Origin of the sequence: Paraburkholderia sp. BR13439 (genome assembly GCF_040948805.1) — a bacterium.
GTDB lineage: Bacteria > Pseudomonadota > Gammaproteobacteria > Burkholderiales > Burkholderiaceae > Paraburkholderia > Paraburkholderia youngii.
Map to the genome: position 1 here is coordinate 198447 of NZ_JBFPKN010000015.1, position 16975 is coordinate 215421.

17 protein-coding genes and 1 pseudogene are annotated in these 16975 nt (G+C 62.3%); 11 read left to right on the plus strand and 7 right to left on the minus strand.

All coding sequences use genetic code 11. The features are described 5' to 3' along the window. Nucleotides 1-10 precede the first annotated feature (10 nt). Nucleotides 11-436: a CBS domain-containing protein gene (locus AB3X96_RS27520; RefSeq protein ID WP_368592207.1), complete on the minus strand. Its 426-nt coding sequence runs from the start codon at nt 434-436 to the stop codon at nt 11-13. A 166-nt stretch (nt 437-602) separates the two neighbouring features. On the opposite strand from AB3X96_RS27520, the gene AB3X96_RS27525 reads away from it, so the two are divergent. From AB3X96_RS27525 to AB3X96_RS27540, 4 genes are all read left to right on the plus strand, one after another. After that, complete coding sequence (locus AB3X96_RS27525) at nt 603-2894, plus strand: FdhF/YdeP family oxidoreductase (RefSeq protein WP_368592208.1); 2292 nt, start codon at nt 603-605, stop codon at nt 2892-2894. A 396-nt stretch (nt 2895-3290) separates the two neighbouring features. After that, on the plus strand, nt 3291-3551 hold the full coding sequence (locus AB3X96_RS27530; RefSeq protein WP_368592209.1) for a hypothetical protein: 261 nt from the start codon (nt 3291-3293) through the stop codon (nt 3549-3551). 102 nt (nt 3552-3653) lie between these two features. Beyond that, a complete protein-coding gene (locus AB3X96_RS27535; protein ID WP_368592210.1) occupies nt 3654-3800 on the plus strand; it encodes a hypothetical protein in 147 nt (48 codons plus the stop codon). A gap of 48 nt (nt 3801-3848) precedes the next feature. After that, the gene (locus AB3X96_RS27540; RefSeq protein ID WP_176122768.1) at nt 3849-4163 is read left to right on the plus strand and encodes a four-helix bundle copper-binding protein; all 315 of its coding nucleotides are present in this window, start codon (nt 3849-3851) and stop codon (nt 4161-4163) included. Between the two features lie 39 nt (nt 4164-4202). Here AB3X96_RS27540 and AB3X96_RS27545 read toward each other — a convergent pair whose 3' ends face one another. Together AB3X96_RS27545 and AB3X96_RS27550 are read right to left on the minus strand one after the other, a co-directional pair. Then, nucleotides 4203-5111: a LysR family transcriptional regulator gene (locus tag AB3X96_RS27545; RefSeq protein ID WP_368592211.1), complete on the minus strand. Its 909-nt coding sequence runs from the start codon at nt 5109-5111 to the stop codon at nt 4203-4205. A 205-nt stretch (nt 5112-5316) separates the two neighbouring features. Further along, a complete protein-coding gene (locus AB3X96_RS27550) occupies nt 5317-6147 on the minus strand; it encodes a 3-keto-5-aminohexanoate cleavage protein (protein WP_368592212.1) in 831 nt (276 codons plus the stop codon). Between the two features lie 385 nt (nt 6148-6532). Here AB3X96_RS27550 and AB3X96_RS27555 point away from each other — a divergent pair, with 385 nt between their 5' ends. Both AB3X96_RS27555 and AB3X96_RS27560 read left to right on the plus strand, forming a co-directional pair. Continuing rightward, the gene (locus AB3X96_RS27555; RefSeq protein WP_368592213.1) at nt 6533-7444 is read left to right on the plus strand and encodes a sterol desaturase family protein; all 912 of its coding nucleotides are present in this window, start codon (nt 6533-6535) and stop codon (nt 7442-7444) included. A gap of 284 nt (nt 7445-7728) precedes the next feature. Then, a complete protein-coding gene (locus AB3X96_RS27560; protein ID WP_368592214.1) occupies nt 7729-9228 on the plus strand; it encodes a trypsin-like peptidase domain-containing protein in 1500 nt (499 codons plus the stop codon). A 247-nt stretch (nt 9229-9475) separates the two neighbouring features. Here the strand turns inward: AB3X96_RS27560 and AB3X96_RS27565 are convergent, their stop codons facing one another. From AB3X96_RS27565 to AB3X96_RS27580, 4 genes and pseudogenes are all read right to left on the minus strand, one after another. Further along, entirely contained in the window at nt 9476-9904 is a 429-nt protein-coding gene (locus tag AB3X96_RS27565) for a hypothetical protein (RefSeq protein WP_368592215.1), read from the minus strand. Between the two features lie 706 nt (nt 9905-10610). Beyond that, nucleotides 10611-11450, minus strand: coding sequence for a hypothetical protein (locus AB3X96_RS27570; protein WP_368592216.1), 840 nt, complete (start codon nt 11448-11450; stop codon nt 10611-10613). Nucleotides 11451-11810: 360 nt separating this feature from the next. Continuing rightward, nucleotides 11811-12218, minus strand: coding sequence for an OsmC family protein (locus tag AB3X96_RS27575; protein ID WP_018435075.1), 408 nt, complete (start codon nt 12216-12218; stop codon nt 11811-11813). A gap of 270 nt (nt 12219-12488) precedes the next feature. Further along, nucleotides 12489-12632 (minus strand): annotated as a pseudogene (locus AB3X96_RS27580) (LysR family transcriptional regulator); the annotation flags it as partial. Between AB3X96_RS27580 and AB3X96_RS27585 the strand changes: the two are divergent. From AB3X96_RS27585 to AB3X96_RS27605, 5 genes are all read left to right on the plus strand, one after another. Beyond that, a complete protein-coding gene (locus tag AB3X96_RS27585; RefSeq protein ID WP_368592217.1) occupies nt 12621-12809 on the plus strand; it encodes a TSUP family transporter in 189 nt (62 codons plus the stop codon). The pseudogene AB3X96_RS27580 and the gene AB3X96_RS27585 overlap by 12 nt on opposite strands. A 97-nt stretch (nt 12810-12906) precedes the next feature. After that, on the plus strand, nt 12907-13539 hold the full coding sequence (locus AB3X96_RS27590; RefSeq protein WP_368592218.1) for a LysE family translocator: 633 nt from the start codon (nt 12907-12909) through the stop codon (nt 13537-13539). Nucleotides 13540-13960: 421 nt separating this feature from the next. Beyond that, nucleotides 13961-15043, plus strand: a complete 1083-nt coding sequence (locus tag AB3X96_RS27595; RefSeq protein ID WP_368592219.1) for an ABC transporter ATP-binding protein — start codon at nt 13961-13963, stop codon at nt 15041-15043. Next, nucleotides 15033-15959, plus strand: coding sequence for a carbohydrate ABC transporter permease (locus tag AB3X96_RS27600; RefSeq protein ID WP_368592220.1), 927 nt, complete (start codon nt 15033-15035; stop codon nt 15957-15959). The genes AB3X96_RS27595 and AB3X96_RS27600 overlap by 11 nt, the downstream gene beginning before the upstream one ends. Beyond that, a complete protein-coding gene (locus AB3X96_RS27605; protein ID WP_368592221.1) occupies nt 15956-16843 on the plus strand; it encodes a carbohydrate ABC transporter permease in 888 nt (295 codons plus the stop codon). The genes AB3X96_RS27600 and AB3X96_RS27605 overlap by 4 nt, the downstream gene beginning before the upstream one ends. Nucleotides 16844-16975: the final 132 nt, after the last annotated feature.

Below are 16975 nucleotides of genomic sequence, written 5' to 3' on the forward strand. Positions count from 1 at the left end.
TATTGCTGCTTTAGCGCTCCGGTTCGCAAGGCGTGGAAATCGCCCCCAGCGTTGAAGAAATTTCGTCATCGGAGCGCGTGGCAAGGTCCCCGAGGGAAAGGATTCCGATCAGGTGGTCGCTTTGATCCACGACGGGAATCCGGCGGACTTGCGCGTCCGCCATCCTGTCCTTGACGGCCTGGACGTCGTCGTCTTCGTAGCCGCAGCTCGGTTCACCACTGACGATTCCTTCTATCGTTTCCTCGGGCGACGCTCCTAGCGCTACCGCGCGCGTCACGATATCCCGGTCGGTCAGCATGCCCACCACCTCCCCGTCCTCGCAAACGGGTAGCACGCCGACGTTCAGTTCAGTCATCAATTGTGCAGCTTCTCCTATGGTCAGGCGGAGTCCGACGGACGCTGGATTGCGTGTCATCACTTCTGCAACAGTTGTCATGATCTTCTCCTTCCAGTGGGCCGATGCTGGCTAGCGACAGCTTGTCGAACCGGTCCTTCATCCGCAATCAGCGGCGCAGCAATCACCGTACCGCCCGGCGCCGCAGCCGGGAACGTGACGTGCTGACCCATCATGACGTGACATTTTTGACCAGACGGGTGGAGTCATGAGCAATGAAGCAAAAAGCGCTGCATATCCCTACGCATCGGGTGGATGGGGTTCCGTCAAGGCGGTCGCGACGATCCTGCTTCGGGAAAAAGCACCGCTGAAGGATAGCCAGGTTCTGATGCATCAGAACAAGCCCGACGGTTTTATGTGTGTCAGCTGCTCGTGGGCGAAGCCGGCCGATCCGCATACGTTCGAGTTCTGCGAAAGCGGCGCGAAAGCCACTGCGTGGGATCTGACGGCCAAACGCGTAACGCCGGATTTCTTCGAGGTCCACACTGTCAGCGAGCTTGCGAAGTGGCACGATCACGATCTCGAGGAAGCGGGGCGGCTCACCGAGCCGCTGCGCTACGACCCGGCAACCGACCGCTACGTGCCGGTGTCGTGGCAGCAGGCATTCGATGCGATCGGCGCCGAACTGCGCACGCTCGACCCGGCCAGCGTGGTGTTCTACACGTCGGGCCGCGCATCGCTGGAAACCTCGTACATGCTGCAGCTTTTCGCGCGCATGTATGGCACCAACAATCTGCCCGACAGCTCGAACATGTGCCACGAGAGCACCAGCGTCGGGCTCAAGGAAGCGATTGGCGTTGGCGTCGGCACGGTCTCGCTCGACGACTTCGAGAAGACCGACCTGATGTTCTTCTTCGGCCAGAACGTCGGTACGAACAGCCCGCGCATGCTGCATCAGTTGCAGGACGCGCGCAAACGCGGCGTGCCGATCATCACGTTCAATCCTTTGCGCGAACCGGGGCTGCTGCATTTCGCAAATCCGCAGTCACCGGTCGACATGCTCACACCCACCGATACGCAGATCAGCACGCAATACCATCAGGTGAAGACGGGTGGCGATACCGCCGCGATCCTCGGCATCTGCAAACTCGTGATCGAAGCGGACGATCGCGCGGTCAGTACGGGCGGCGCGCGCGTCCTCGATGTCGATTTCATCCGCGAGCATACGAACGGCTACGAGCAGTTCGCGCAGTACGCGCGCGCGGCGAGCTGGGACGACATCGAACGCGTGAGCGGCTTGCCGCGCGCCGCGCTCGAAGCAGCCGCCGACGAATACATGAAGGCGAACGCGGTGATGATCCACTATGGCATGGGTCTCACGCAGCATCGGATGGGCGTGCAAAACGTGCGCATGCTGTGCAATCTGCTGCTGCTGCGCGGCAATGTCGGCAAGCCGGGCGCGGGGCCGTCGCCGGTGCGCGGGCATTCGAACGTGCAGGGTCAGCGCACGGTCGGCATCACCGAAAAGCCGGAACTCGCGCCGCTCGATCAATTGGCCAGGCAGTTTTCGTTCGAGCCGCCGCGCGAGAAAGGCATGAGCATCGTCGAAACCTTCGAGGCGATGCTCGATGGCAAGGTCAACGCGATGATCAACCTCGGCGGCAACCTCGTGCGCTCGGTGCCTGACCGGGTGCGCACCGAACCGGCGTGGGCCGCGCTCGGGTTGACCGTCAATGTGGCGACCAAGCTCAATCGCAGCCACCTGGTGCACGGCCAGCGCTCGTATCTGCTGCCGTGCCTGAGCCGCATCGAGATCGACCGGCAGGCGGGCGGCGCGCAAGCGGTGTCGATGGAGGACAGCACGGCGCACTTTCATGGTTCGCGTGGCATGGCCGAACCGGCCGCGCCGACGATCCGCTCGGAGCCGTTCATCGTCGCGGGCATCGCGAAGGCGACCCTCGGCGAGCGCTCGAGCGTCGACTGGGATGCGTGGCGCGACGACTATTCTCGGGTACGGCTGGAAATGGCGAAGACGTGGCCCGAGATGTTCGGTGATTTCGAGTCACGCATGTGGACACCCGGCGGTGTGATACGGCCGCTGCCCGCGCGCGAGCGCAAGTGGAAGACCAAAAGCGGCAAGGCCGAGTTCATGGTGCCGACTTCGATCGGCGAAGATCCGGACATGCCCGAGCGTGAGCCCGATTCGCTGCGCTTGATGACCCTGCGCAGCGACAGCCAGTTCAACACGACCATTTATGGCCTCGACGACCGCTTCAGAGGCATCAAGGGTTCGCGCATGGTGATCCTGATGAATCCCGCCGACATGGAGAAGCGCGGGCTCGCGCACGGTGACCGCATCGGCCTCGAGACGATCGCGGACGACGGCGTCGAGCGCCGCGTCGACGGGCTGAGCGTCGTGCCGTTCGATGTGCCGCAGGGATGCATCGGCGGCTATTACCCGGAATGCAATCCGCTGCTGCCGCTGTGGCACTACGCGAAAGAGAGCAAGGTGCCGGGTGCCAAGTCGATTCCGGTGCGCGTGCTGACGGCCACGCGGTGAACGGCGCTGACACAAAAAGGCCGGCATCGTTACCTGTGCCGGCCGCTGAATTACACCCGGGCAGCGCCTGAAGGGCATGATAAGCGCGTGCCCACCTTCATGATAGTCGCGCCAGCGGCGCGCAGACATACGCACCGCATGTTGATAACTCATGAGTTGTGGACGGGGATGCCGGGCCGCAAGTGTCCGTTACTCGATACTTAAGGACACAGCACGACGCCACATAGTGTTCGTATACTGCGACGTCCCCTACGGATTCGGGGACAGCGTTTCTCCACAAACGCTTAATGGCGATCACGTCGCAATGTCGGGTGATCGCCTTTTTTCACGGAGCACCGCTCAAAGGAGGCTTACGCGTCGAATGTGAGGTAAATAACCCGAAGGTTGGGGGAGACGATGACGGAACGGATTGAAGATGTGCTGGGGGAGATGATCAACGTAAGCACCGAGATCAGGGTGCGAACATCCGCGCTGGCCAAAATGGAAGGAAGCCTCGCCCGGAGCGACGAGCCCCTGCTGCGCGATGCGCTCGACACGACTCGCGGGGAGCTGTCGCTGCTGCATCAGCTCAAGGGCGAGCTCATAGGCCGCCTGCTGACACTCGAAAACGGCGCTCGGGACAGAGCGGCAACCAATCGCCCGATGCCGATCCGATGACGCACATGCGCCACATCGGCGTCCCTGGCCGATCGTGGCGCGTCGCGGGTCTGCCGCATGCTCACTGACAGGCATATCGAACGAAACCTGAAGGAGCAGACCATGAGCGCAACGCAGCATTCCGTGCAACAGACGCCCGCCAACGACGACGACACGGACCTGCCGAACATGCCGGGCGAACCGGAGCCGCCAACCACCGAAGAGCTCCCCGATCTGCCCGAGCCGCAGGAAGTGGGCGAGGACGGTTGACGCGCGCAGCCGCGGAGTTGCCGCACCATCATGTGCCAAGGAACCGCAATGACCCCCCAGGACTGTATTGACGCGCTCGACCGTTGCGCGAGCGCCTGTACCCGGTGTTACTCCGCGTGCATCGCTGAGCGGCATCTCGATGAAATGGAAAAATGCATCCGGCTCGACATGGATTGCGCGTCGCTGTGCCGCTTGACTTCGGAGGCCCTCGCGCGCGACACGCAGTTCATGCGCGATTTCTGCGACCTCTGCGCGCGCCTGTGCGATGTCTGCGCCGACGAATGCGCGCGTCATCCGGCGCAGCATTGCCAGGATTGCAGCGATGCGTGTCGCCGTTGCGCGGAAGCGTGCCGCGCGCTATGACGGAACGCGGGTCCGCGTGTGACCCGCGACATGCAACCTTTAGCGCCGCGGCTTCGAGCCCTTCCAGTTCGACTTGCGTGCGAACTCGACGAACGAAGCCAGATAGTCGAGCGACGCATCCGCATCGCGCGTGCCGAGAAAAATCTGCTTGGCGATGCCGGCCTTGCCGAGCTTCACGCTGACCACCGGCATACGGTCGGCGTATTCCTCGGCGAGCCAGCGCGGCAGCGCGGCCACGCCGCGCTTGCTTGCGACCATCTGCAGCATGATGTCGGTGGTCTCGATCGTCTTGTGACGGCGCGGGGCGACGTCGGCGGGGCGCAGGAACAGGTTGTAGATGTCGAGGCGGTCGGTGTCGACCGGATAGGTGATCAGCGTTTCATCGACGAGCTGTTCGGGCTCCACGTAACGCGCGCTGGCCAGCCGATGCCCGTCGGCCACCACCAGCACCTGCTCGTAGTCGAACACGGGTTCGAAGCTGAGGCCGGGCCGCTTCAGCGGATCAGGCGTGACGAGCACGTCGATGTCGTAGCCGAACAGCGCGCCGATGCCGCCGAACTGGAAGCGCTGCTTGACGTCGACATCGACATCGGGCCAGCGCGCGAGGTACGGCGACACGACCTTCAGCAGCCACTGGTAACACGGATGACATTCCATGCCGATGCGCAGTGTGCCGCGCTCGCCGTTCGCGTATTGCTTCATGCGCGCTTCGGCGTGCTCGAACTGCGGCAGCAGCCGATCGGCGAGCGACAGCAGATACTGGCCCGCCTGCGTGAGGCGCAGGTTGCGGCCGTCACGTTCCCAGACCGGCGTGCCGAGTTGCTGCTCGAGCTTCCTGACGGTATGGCTCAACGCTGATTGCGTCAGATACAGCGCACCGGCTGCCGCCGTGAGCGAGCCCTGCCGGTCCACTTCGCGGATCAGGGTGAGATGAAAGCGTTCGAGCATGACGGAGTATGAGATTCGACAAAGTGCGACGCGTATCGTAGCGCGATTATGCGGTCGGGCTGCCAAACCAGGAAACGTAGCGACAGCCGACGCCGGGAGCATTGAGCGAATACCTACGGCTCGGAGCCCCGGTCGGGTTGAGTAGCGCATTCAGGCGCCGCCTTACGCGGACGCCGGACGGGAGCGAGTGGCCCGCCCAGTCGGCCTATCTCGCGGGAAGATCGAGCATTTCGCGCGCTTTGGCCGCACTTGCCACCGGCCGGCCGTATTCATCACACAAAGCGGCCACCCGTGCAACGAGTTGCGCGTTGCTCTTTGCCAGCGTGTCCTTGTCCCAGCGCACATTGTCTTCAAGACCGGTGCGGCAGTGCCCGCCCATTTCAAGAGTCCAATGATTGACCTCCAACTGGTGCCGTCCGATACCAGCGGCGGTCCATGTTGCATCCGGCAATAGCGTCTTGAGTTGCTGGACCTCGAACTCGAGAATCTCGCGGCGCGCAGGCAGCGCGTTCTTTACACCCATCACGAATTGAACGTGCACAGGAGACTTCAGCAGCCCTTGCTGGACGAGATCTGCCGTGCTGTACAACATTGCCAGATCGAAGACTTCGATTTCCGGTTTGACATCGTAGTCGAGCATCGTTTGCGCAAGCGCGCGCACGAAGTCCGGCGGATTTTCATAGACGGTAGTCGGGAAATTGACGGAGCCCGTTGCGAGCGACGCCATATCCGGGCGCAGGTCGAGCATCGCGCCGCGTTGCTCGAACGAACGGCCGCGACCGCCTGTCGAAAACTGAATGATGATGTCAGGGCAGTGCTTCCGGATGCCGTCCTGAAGTGCGGCGAAACTCGATCGGTCGGAACTCGAGTTCTCCTGTTCGTCGCGCACGTGCAGATGAACGAGGGATGCCCCGGCTTCGTACGCTTCCTGGGTGCTTTCGATCTGCTCGGAGATCGTGATCGGCACAGCCGGGTTGTCCTTCTTGCGCGGAACTGAGCCAGTGATCGCAACGGAGATGATGCACGGTTCACTCATGGCTAACGCTCCCGTTCCCGATTTTCCATTTTCCAAGTCTAGTTCAAAAGGGTGCAACTTATATTGCCGGGGAAGGGGACAGGTTCGCGTCTGTGAATAAAAGAGTCGGGAAGGCTACGCGTGCCGTCTTGCCGAGAATCGCGCAGTCACGATGTAAGTTTGTTGAAATAATTCGGTAGGATGCTCTCGAAGTCAACGAGGGCGAAGCGGCGGCAGATCGCCTTGTTCGCCGCGACCCGTGAATAGTGATCCCATGACACACGGTGAAATACCTTTTGCGTGGCCAGTCACGCGAACCCTCTCTAAAGTGCGCGTATCGATGCGATGCACTGACCCCTCACCACCGCAGACGATACCTCCCGCCACCACCCGATATGGCATCGTCATGGAATCCTTCACAAAACTTCTTCTTGCCATCACCGGCGTCGTCGTTGTCGTTTCGCTGATCGAAGCAGTCGTGCTGAGCCGCAGGAAGAGTGCGTCCTCACCATTTGCCTGGCACGAGGTGTGGATCTCACTGTTCGACCTGGCCGCGCGCAGGCTGATGTCGCTGCTGCCGATCTCGGTCGCGACGCCAGTTTTCAGCTTCGTCTACGACCATCGCATCTTTACGGTCGGCATCAATAGCGCGCTCATGGTGTTCGCGCTTTTCATCGGAATGGAGTTCTGCTACTACTGGTATCACCGTGCGTCGCATCGCGTGCGCTTCTTCTGGGCCACGCATGCCGTGCACCATTCGCCGAACCAGTTGACGCTTTCAACGGCCTATCGTCTCGGCCTGACCGGCAAACTGACTGGCTCGACGCTGTTCTTCGCGCCGCTCGTATGGCTGGGGATCAAGCCCGAGGTCGTGCTGCTCACGTTGTTCCTCAATCTCATGTACCAGGGCTGGTTGCATACCACGTACATTCCCAAGCTGGGCTGGTTCGAATATCTGTTCAATACGCCGTCACACCACCGTGTGCACCATGCATCGAACGTCGATTATCTGGACGCGAACTATGGTGGCGTGCTGATCATCTTTGACCGGCTGTTCGGCACCTACGTGGAAGAACGCGCTGACGAACCGTGTCGGTACGGTCTCGTGACGCCGACCACGTCGCGCAACCCGCTCGTCGTCGAGTTCGAGCACTGGGCCACGCTGATTCGCGATATGGTCAACGCGAAGAGCCCGTGGATCGCGATCAATCACGTGATCCAGCCGCCGGGTTGGCTGCCGAACGGCGGAGGCGAAACGACCGAAGAACTGCGCCGCAAAAGCAAACAACCCGGCGCGGCGGGAGCGGTCAACGGCTAAGCTTTTAGTCACGAAGTACGAAATTGCACCGGTCCGTGGCCAAGCGATTCGCGAAATCCGTAGCTGGTCTGGGTTGTATCGAGCTGTCTCGGCCATCCACGTCATTCTCTATATTCTGGCGCGCCAGAACTGGGTGATTTTGCCTTCGTGGTGAGCCGTGTCACACCGGAGCGCCGCCAGAGGCATAGAATTATTTCATCAGCGTCTGTCCTGTTCGCCATCGCTGTTAGCCTTGGTCGCTTCAGACTTCGATACGCTGCGATGACGACCGCCTCGGAGGCGCCGTGTTCCGCCGGACCTTGAATCGCACCTTGCTCCATGCTGCGGTGATAGCTGGACTTCTGGGCGGCTGTCCGTGCCTCTTGCCAGCTGCGCTCGCCGCCGACAACGCCTCACCCAAGTCCGCCCAGGGGAAGTTGGTTGCACCGGCCAATGCCACGACGCCATCTGACTTCCCCACCATGGTCGAGCGATACGGGCCCGCTGTAGTCCATATCCGCGCAACGGCTGCAGAGAAGCAAACATCGGCGCCGCCCCCTGAGGACATCGGCCCCCACGATCCGATTGCCGCGTTTTTCAGCGGCGTCGCGCCGCAATCCCCGGAGCCGCAACGCAATATTGCTCGCGTGACAACGGGCACCGGCTCCGGTTTCATCATCAGCCCCGATGGCCTCATTCTGACCACCGCACATGTGGTGGATCAGGCGGACGAAGTCACGGTCAGTCTGACCGACCGGCGGGAGTTCAAAGGCAAGGTGCTCGTCGTCGACACGGATAGCGACGTTGCGGTGATTCAGATCGATGCTGCGACGCTGCCGACCGTCAAGCTTGGTGACTCGTCGCGCGTGCGCGTCGGTGAACAGGTGCTGACGATCGGATCGCCCGACCGTTACCAGAACACCGTTACGACTGGCATTGTTAGCGCCACGTCGCGCCTGTTGCCCGACGGCAGCAGTTTTCCCTTTTTCGAGACCGAGGTCGCCGCCAGTCCCGACAATTCGGGCGGTCCTTTGTTTGACCGGGCGGGCGATGTGATCGGCATCGACGTGCAGGTTTATCCGGACGCGGAGCGGTACCCGAGCCTGACCTTTGCGATTCCGATCAACTCGGCGAATAAGGTGCGAGCGCAGTTGCAAACCCAGAGCAATGGCCCGGCGGGCATTCTTGGTGTAGAGGTTCAGGACGTCGGAGCTGGGTTGGCGGTGGCCATTGGCCTGCAACGGCCGGCCGGGGCGCTCGTCAACGTCGTCACGCCTGGTACGCCGGCCGCCGCGAGTGGCATTAGGCCTGGCGACGTGATCATGCAGATTGGCGACAGGACGATCGCTCGCTCGGCCGAACTGTCCCAGTATGCCGCCGGGCTGCAGCCCGGAACGAAGACGACGCTCACGCTGATCCGCAGCCGAAAGCCGATGACGATTGAAATCATCGTCGGCGCGCCCGGCGCAACCCCAAGCGCCGTGCAAACCCCTGACGCAGCGTCGAATCCCCCTCCGGCCCAAAGCGCAAGCGCCGCACCGGATCGCCTTGGCTTGACGATGCATCCGCTGAACAACGACGAGAAGCGGGCGAATGATCTTCCGGAAGGGATGATGGTGGACCAGGTGACTGGACCTGCGGCGACGGCTGGCATTCGCACTGGCGATATCGTCCTGTCCTTCAATGGCGAGCTGATCGAATCCCGGGAGCAAGCGAGCGCAGTGGAAGAAAAGGCGAAGAAAGCGATATCGGTGCTGATCCAGCGTCAAAATGCTCGCCGGTTTGTCTCCGTCACGCTCAGGTGACCGTCGCTGCGTGATACGCATGCAAAGTGCCTCATAACGCAAGCGTGATTAAGGCGACACAAACCGCAACCCCGCCCGGCACGGACCCTGTTGAGCCGTGTATGCCCATGCTATGTCCACGATCTCATAGCTTCATTGGGATGCGACCGATCAGGCACAGTGAATGCTCCGTCTGCATGAGTCGCCGCCGACTTTGGAGGGATTTCGCAGAGGTGCGCCGGACGGCGATTCCGGCCACTAGTCCAGATCAGCCACGAAGATGGCGGGCGTTTTCATAGCTCAAAGGCTTAGGATAGAAAAGCTGGTTCACGGCTGCCCATTGCCGTGACGGAACCGCGGGCGAACAGGCCGAACCGCGGCTCATTTCGATGAGCTCTCCGTAAGGGGACGGCAGATGAACGTAGTGAATGGAAGGACCAGGCGAAACGATCCGAAGCGTGTTGGAATGTTCAGGCAGACCGGGCATCCGGGTTCGGGTGCAGGTAGCCCGGATGCAGACATCAATACCGCACAGCCTTCGCGTGGCAGACATCTCGCGCTTTGGGCTGGGTCGGCAAGCGCGTTGGCTGTCGCGGTCATGGGTGTGGTCGCGCAAATCGATCGGTTCGACGATGATCAGGCGCTCGGGATTATCGAAACTACGTCGCCAGCGCCACACACGACGTGGTTCGGGCATGTCGCGCTGCCGCCGTCGCCTCCCACTCACCCAAGCGCGGTTGGCAGTGCTGAACTCGCCCCGCCTGCGTTTTCCGTTCCGTCCGATCATGGCGCTAAAGCTACTCCGGATAGTGCTGCGCCGCAGTCGGTTGCGCGAGGGCCCGACCACGCAAGCTATACCGCTACACAAGTTCGCCGCCATTCGGCGCCGGACGTGAGAGCAATCGAGCGGCATGCGAGCGGGATCACTGGACCCAGATCGCCGACGCCACGAGCGTCTGCGTCCGATCATGTCGCGGGACCATCGCCAGTTCCTGCGCTGGGATCTGCAACTAGCAGTGCTGAGCATGCCCCACGCGGGTCTTCCGCTTCGCTCGATCACCGCAGTGCATCTTCTCCGAATACTCGCGGCGCACCTTCTCGGAATTCTGCTTCACTGCAACTGGTTCAAAGGCAGCCTGCAGGCGCTCGCGCAGGAGGCGGTTTGGGCGCGGGCGGTTCAGGGGTAGGCGCAGCCGGTCCGGGTGCGAGCGGTTCGAATGCCGGCAACTCAGGTGCAGGCGCGGCCGGTTCGGGTGGACGTGGTTCTGGTGCAGGTGCCGGTGGCTCGAGTGCAGGTGCAGGCAGCTCCGGCGCAGGCGCAGCCGGTTCCGGTGCCGGTGGTTTGGGTGCCGGCAGCTCGAATGCCGGCAGTTCAGGCGCAGGCGGTCGCGGTGCGGGCAGTTCTAGTGCGGGCAGTTCGGGTGCGGGCAGTTCGGGTGCAGGCAGCTCGGGTGCAGGCAGCTCGGGTGCAGGCAACTCGGGCGCAGGTAGTTCTGGCGCAGGCAGTTCGGGCGCAGGCAGCTCGGGCCCAGGCAGTTCGGGCGCAGGCGGTTCGGGCGCAGGCAGTTCGGGCGCAGGCAGTGCGGGTGCAGGCAGCTCGGGCGCAGGCAGTTCGGGTGCAGGCGGTCACGGGGCAGGCAATTCGGGTGCAGGCAGCGCGGGCGCAGGCGGTTCAGGCGCAGGCGGCTCCGGCGCAGGCAGTTCGGGTGCCGGCAGTTCGGGTGCCGGCAGTTCGGGTGCAGGCAGTTCGGGCGCAGGCGGTCACGGCGCAGGCAGTTCGGGTGCCGGCAGTTCGGGTTCAGGCAGTTCGGGTTCAGGCAGTTCAGGTTCAGGCAGTTCGGGCGCAGGCGGTTCGGGCGCAGGCGGTTCGGGTTCAGGCAGTTCGGGCGCAGGCAGTTCGGGCGCAGGTGGTCACGGTGCAGGCAGTTCGGGGGCAGGGGGCTCGGGCGCAGGCGGCTCGGGCGCAGGCGGCTCGGGCGCAGGCGGCTCGGGTGCAGGCAGTTCGGGCGCAGGCGGCTCGGGCGCAGGCAGTTCGGGCGCGGGCGGTCACGGTGCAGGCAGTTCGGGTGCAGGCGGTTCGGGCGCGGGTGGTCACGGCTCAGGCGGTCCGGGTGGAGGCGGTCACGGCTCAGGCGGTTCGGGCGGAGGCGGTTACGGCGGAGGCGGTTCGGGCTCGGGCGGGTCAAGGTAATCCGCCGCCTCGTTTTCGGCCGCGCAATCATCGTGCACGAGACGAAGGTCATAGCGGCTATCCGACGGGTAATCCCGATCGTGTGGCGCGACAATCTGAATGAGAAATGCGCCCCACGCAAGGTGAGAATGTCGCGGCGAAGTTGATGAGCCGATGTTGATTGACGCAGGCAACCGCTTATGGATTGACGCGCTTTTTTTATTGTCGCCGATGCGGCTCTTGTTCGATGCGCGGCACGATTGGATGGAACTTGAAGGGTTAAATAAATCCCTTGCGTATGTCCCTCCGATGGCTGTATGCAGCCGGCCGCCCTGTTCTGGCAACACTGGGATGCAAACGTCAGTTGCCGAAGCGCATCGACCATATGAGAGCAATGACGGGAACTAGCCTGCAGTACGCGTTCGTCCGCTCTTCACCGCTCTATCATCGTGGTGTCAATGCGCGTGCCGCGCTTGATGAAGAGCGTGACGGGCGTCTTTTCGCAGATCTCCGCGAGTCGAGCCCGTTGCGTGGCGTCGAGCGGCGCATCCACGTTGACGGTGCGACGAATGTACGGGTTGCGCTCCTGGTCCGCGTGCAGCGTCGTGGTCACATCGATGGCGCCGTCGGGCCAGCCCTTGCGCTGCATGTACATGCGCAGCGTCGCGGACGTGCACGCGGCGAGACCCGCAAGCACGAATTCGAAAGGGGCAGGCCCGCGATCCTGACCGCCTTCGTGCGGGCCTTCGTCGCCAGCGAGCGCATGGCGGCCGGCTTCGAGGGCCACGAGATAGTTGGGGGCATCGGCGGCGAGCCGTGCGGAGGCGGTGGCGAGCGGCATGGTAACTCCTCGAAACTGGGCGCCACCGCAGCGGTGGTCGATTGCGGGGGCGCGTTCAATATCGCCGGCTGCGTGCGGCAAGAGGCCAGTAAGCGCGGCCGTATTTGCGTACAGCAGCAACGTACCACGTGCACCGGCACCGAAGTCGCGTAGTTCCCCCTGCAACAGACTGTGTTGTCGGAGAATCAGACGCGCATGGTGCAAGAGCGCCTCTCCTGCCTCGGTGGTCACTACGCCCCGGCGGCTTCTTTCAAGCAGAACGGCACCTGCATCCGACTCGATGTTACTGATCCGCTCGCTTGCCGACGCCAATGCGAGGTTTGCCTGTCGGGCCCCGGCTGCAATGCTGCCAGCATCGACCACGCAAACGAACAGACGCAGATCCGCGAGATCGAATCTCATATGCTCGCCCATGGCGCGTTCGGGATTGACCAGATCGGCTTGTCGCTGCTGGCTGTCGTTCCCGCTCTCGCTGGAATGTGGTTGGGCTCGATCATGCGGCAGAAGATCAGTCCAAAAACCTTCCGCCGTTGCTTTCTCCTATTCCTCATCGTCCTGGGTCTCGAACTGAAGCTGCATCCGTTCGCTTGAGTCTCGCAAAACATCTGCTGGCGGCAACCCGCAAAACTAATGGAAAATCACGGATGAAAATTCGCCACCTTCGATACGCGTAACTTTGGAGTTTTCGATGCCCAATCTAAGCCATTTCCTTTCATTCGGTCTCGTTGCATTCGGCATGGTGCTTACACCCGGACCGAATATGGTTTATCTGATTTCACGCTCCATCTGCCAAGGTCGTCAAGCTGGACTTATCTCCCTGGCTGGCGTCGCCCTTGGTTTCGTCTTCTACATGCTGTGTGCCGCATTCGGCATCACCGCTCTGGTTCTCGCTATACCCTACGCCTACGATGCCCTCCGCTTTGGCGGTGCGATGTATCTGCTCTATCTTGCGTGGCAAGCAGTCAAGTCCGGCGGACGCTCACCATTTCAGGTCCGCGATCTTCCCGTGGACAGCCGTCGCAAACTGTTCGTGATGGGGTTCACCACCAATCTGCTGAACCCCAAAATCGCCGTGCTTTACCTGTCGCTATTGCCTCAGTTCATTGATCCGTCGCACGGCAGCATATTTCATCAATCGCTTGCGCTGGGTGCAACGCAGATCGTGATCAGCGTCTGCGTGAATGCAGCCATTGCGACGATGGCTGGCTCGATTGCCGGATTTCTCGCGAGCCGCCCGACGTGGATTACGCTTCAACGCTGGTTGATGGGCACAGTGCTAGCGGGCCTTGCAGTCCGTATGGCAACGGAAGCCCGCCGGTAACCTTTCCTGTTCCGCGCCCACGAATGGGGGAAGGTGGAGAGCAGCGCCGCTCGACCTTCCCTGAGTGCTCATGGACGAACCTGAATAATCGTCTTCCCGCTGATCCGCTCAGTCTTCAACCGAGAACTGGCGCAATGCGGTTTTTCCAATATTGTCTTCGGATTGTCCGAAGGAAGCCGGCGGGCGACTAGCTTGTCTTTGGCGTAGAAAGCGCTTCGGCATGGGCCGCAAATTCTCGTTTTTGAATTGCATATTGCGAAGGCAATTCCAAACGCATATCCCGATACCAAATCCGAATAGATCAATATCGAAATAGGGATTGGACGAATTAAAGCAATCGAAATTACTATATTTTCATAATATCAAAGCAGACAAATACAAACAGAGACGGCAGTTCCGGGACATAACCCAAGGAGGCACGGTGACGGGCATTCAGCTCAACGGCGTGACAAAGCGGTATGGCGAGACGGAAGTGATCACCGGTCTCGACCTGAACATCCATGAAGGCGAATTCCTCGTCTTTCTCGGCCCGTCCGGTTGCGGCAAGTCGACGCTGCTACGCATGATCGCCGGGCTGGAGGCCGTCAGCGAAGGGCAGATCAGCATCGGTGGCCGCGAGGTCACGCACCTGCCGCCGGCGAGGCGCGACGTCGCGATGGTGTTTCAGCACTACGCGCTCTATCCGCACATGACGGTCTACGACAACATGGCGTTCGGCTTGCGCAACTCGGGCGTCGTCGCGAGCGAGATCAACCGGCGCATTACCGAGGCCGCCCGCATGCTCGAACTCGATGCGCTGCTCAAGCGCCGCCCCGCGCAACTGTCGGGTGGTCAGCGTCAGCGGGTCGCGATTGGCCGCGCGGTGGTCAAGGAACCGGAAGCGTTCCTGTTCGATGAGCCGTTGTCGAACCTCGATGCGGCGTTGCGCACGCGTACCCGGGTCGAACTGGCGCGGATCCATCGGCGCCTCAGCTCGACGATGGTCTTCGTCACACACGACCAGATCGAAGCGATGACGCTCGCCACACGCATTGTCGTGATGAACCGCGGCCGCATCGAGCAGATCGGCGCGCCACTCGATATCTACCGGCGTCCGGCCACGCGCTTCGTGGCCGGCTTCATCGGCGCGCCGGCAATGAACTTCATCGATGTCGAACCGGCCGGCGAAAACGGCGGCCGTTTGCGCGTGCGCCTGCCGGTCGACAACGTCGTGATTCCGACCACGATCGCGGCCGGCAGATTGCCTCCGGGCCAACTCACGCTCGGCATCCGCGCCGAGCATGTGGTGATCGACGCGGCCGGCGCGCTCAATGGGCGCGCCGAATTCATCGAGCGCCTCGGCGACCGTTCGCTCGCGCACGTGAGCCTGTCCAGCAATCAGCTGATCGTCATCGAGATTCCGCGCGAGTACGAATTGCAGCCCGGCGACCCGCTTCGTATGAATCTCGATGCTGCCCATCTGCATCTGTTCGACGCCAACGGGAGCGCGCATCATGGCTGCTGATCGCCCGCTGAACGCCGGTCTGCCGAAAGCGCGGCAGCGCCGTTTCAACTATCCCCTCGCGTCCTGGTCGAACGGGCTGTTCGTATTGCCGTTCGTGATCGTCTACGTGCTGTTGCTGGTCGTGCCGCTCGTGTACGGCTGGTGGCTGAGCTTGCAGAACGTCGATCTGCTCGGCGGCACGTCCGAGTTCATCGGCCTGAAGAACTATCTCGACCTCGCGTCCGATCCGATCTTTCGCGGCGCCGTGCGCAACACGTTCTACTTCGTGTTCATGACCGTGCCGATGTTCGTCGCGCTCGGTCTTGCGCTCGCGCTCGTGCTCAATCGGCCGGGCCGATTTTGCGCCGCGCTGCGTGCGATCTTCTTCGGTTCGTCGGTGCTGTCGGTGACGATCGTCACGCTCGTCTGGAAGCTGGTATTGATGCCGGGTCATGGGCTGCTGGCCGACGTCAGCCGCGCGCTCAACATCCCCGAGTACGTGCCGCTCGTCCATGAAGCCACGGCGCTGCCGATGATCGCGATCGTCACCGTGTGGTGGATCGTGGGCCTGCCGATGATGCTGTTTCTCGCCGCGCTTCAGCAGATCCCGCAGGAGTTATACGAAGCGGCTGCGCTCGATAACGCGACCCGTTGGCGCACCTTCGTAGCGATCACGCTGCCGTCGATCCGGCGCACCGTCGCGCTGGTTGCGGTGATCGAAGCGGTGTTCCAGTTCCAGCTGTTCGGTCAGGCGCAATTGCTGACCGGCGGCGGACCGAACAATGCATCGCGACCGCTCGTCCAGTTCATTTACGAATCCGGCTTCCGCCAATGGTTGTTCGGCTATTCGGCTGCCGCGGCCCAGGTGCTGTTCGCGCTGATGCTGCTAGGTATCGCCGTGCAGTCATGGATCGTACGCAGAAAGGACCCCGCATGAGTACCGCCGCAATGCAGTCCGCTTCGAATCCGGCTGGTCCCGAACGTTCGCGCGGTTCGTTGGCCGGTCGTCTCGGCGAGCGCGTGATGCTCGGCGCCGTGGTGCTGCTCGCGCTCGTGTGGATCGCGCCGCTGGTCTGGGTGTTCGCGCTGTCGTTCAAGCCGAACGCCTTCCTGCAGCAGCATACCGATGTGCTGTTCTCGCCGCCGTTCACGCTGCAGAACTACGCCAGCATCATCGGCACCTCAGCTGTCGGCGGCTGGTTGATCAACAGCGCGATCGTCGCGCTGGGCCAGACCCTGCTGACGCTCGTCATCGCATCGCTCGCTGGCTACGGCTTCGCGCGCACGACGTTTCCGGGCAAGCGCTGGCTTTACGTGGTCTGCCTCGCCGGGCTCGCGGTTCCCGAGCAGGCGCTCGTGATTCCGCTGCATAGCGTGTTCGCGTCGCTCGACTGGCACAACACCTATGGCGCACTGATCATGCCGCGGCTCGCGTCACCGTTCGGCGTGTACCTGATGACCCAGTACTTCAAGGCCGTGCCGGTCGAAATCGAGGAAGCCGCGCTGCTAGACAACGCGTCGCGCTTCAAGGTGTTCTGGCGCATCGTGCTGCCGCTGTCGATTCCGGCACAGGCGACGCTTGCGATCTTCACCTTCCTCAGCGCGTGGAACGACTACCTGTGGCCGCTCGTGTCGGCGTCGAAGCCGGAGATGTATACGTTGACGATCGGCCTCGCGTCGACGCAAGGCAATTTCGCGCAGTCCGAGGGCATTGGCTACCTGATGGCGCAAGCCGTGTTCGCCGGCCTGCCAATCTTCGTGCTGTACCTGTTTTTCCAGAAGTACATCGTGGCCGCCGTGGCGGGCACCACGGTGCGCTGAACCGCCGGCACACCGATGTTTCCAGACATCGGCGCCTTGCTTGAAAAGAACCGGTCACTCCGGTAACCCATAGCGGCCGCGCGGTGTCGATCGGAAATACGCGGCTCATCGAGTATTCGACAGGAGACAACC

Coding starts and splice junctions, on each gene's coding strand:
- AB3X96_RS27545 (WP_368592211.1), bottom strand. CDS start 5,111: ATGCTCGAACGCTTTCATCTCACCCTGATCCGCGAAGTGGACCGGCAG.
- AB3X96_RS27540 (WP_176122768.1), top strand. CDS start 3,849: ATGACCCCCCAGGACTGTATTGACGCGCTCGACCGTTGCGCGAGCGCC.
- AB3X96_RS27590 (WP_368592218.1), top strand. CDS start 12,907: ATGCCCAATCTAAGCCATTTCCTTTCATTCGGTCTCGTTGCATTCGGC.
- AB3X96_RS27605 (WP_368592221.1), top strand. CDS start 15,956: ATGAGTACCGCCGCAATGCAGTCCGCTTCGAATCCGGCTGGTCCCGAA.
- AB3X96_RS27520 (WP_368592207.1), bottom strand. CDS start 436: ATGACAACTGTTGCAGAAGTGATGACACGCAATCCAGCGTCCGTCGGA.
- AB3X96_RS27555 (WP_368592213.1), top strand. CDS start 6,533: ATGGAATCCTTCACAAAACTTCTTCTTGCCATCACCGGCGTCGTCGTT.
- AB3X96_RS27550 (WP_368592212.1), bottom strand. CDS start 6,147: ATGAGTGAACCGTGCATCATCTCCGTTGCGATCACTGGCTCAGTTCCG.
- AB3X96_RS27565 (WP_368592215.1), bottom strand. CDS start 9,904: ATGCCCGAACCACGTCGTGTGTGGCGCTGGCGACGTAGTTTCGATAAT.
- AB3X96_RS27525 (WP_368592208.1), top strand. CDS start 603: ATGAGCAATGAAGCAAAAAGCGCTGCATATCCCTACGCATCGGGTGGA.
- AB3X96_RS27535 (WP_368592210.1), top strand. CDS start 3,654: ATGAGCGCAACGCAGCATTCCGTGCAACAGACGCCCGCCAACGACGAC.
- AB3X96_RS27530 (WP_368592209.1), top strand. CDS start 3,291: ATGACGGAACGGATTGAAGATGTGCTGGGGGAGATGATCAACGTAAGC.
- AB3X96_RS27570 (WP_368592216.1), bottom strand. CDS start 11,450: ATGACCTTCGTCTCGTGCACGATGATTGCGCGGCCGAAAACGAGGCGG.
- AB3X96_RS27575 (WP_018435075.1), bottom strand. CDS start 12,218: ATGCCGCTCGCCACCGCCTCCGCACGGCTCGCCGCCGATGCCCCCAAC.
- AB3X96_RS27600 (WP_368592220.1), top strand. CDS start 15,033: ATGGCTGCTGATCGCCCGCTGAACGCCGGTCTGCCGAAAGCGCGGCAG.
- AB3X96_RS27585 (WP_368592217.1), top strand. CDS start 12,621: ATGCTCGCCCATGGCGCGTTCGGGATTGACCAGATCGGCTTGTCGCTG.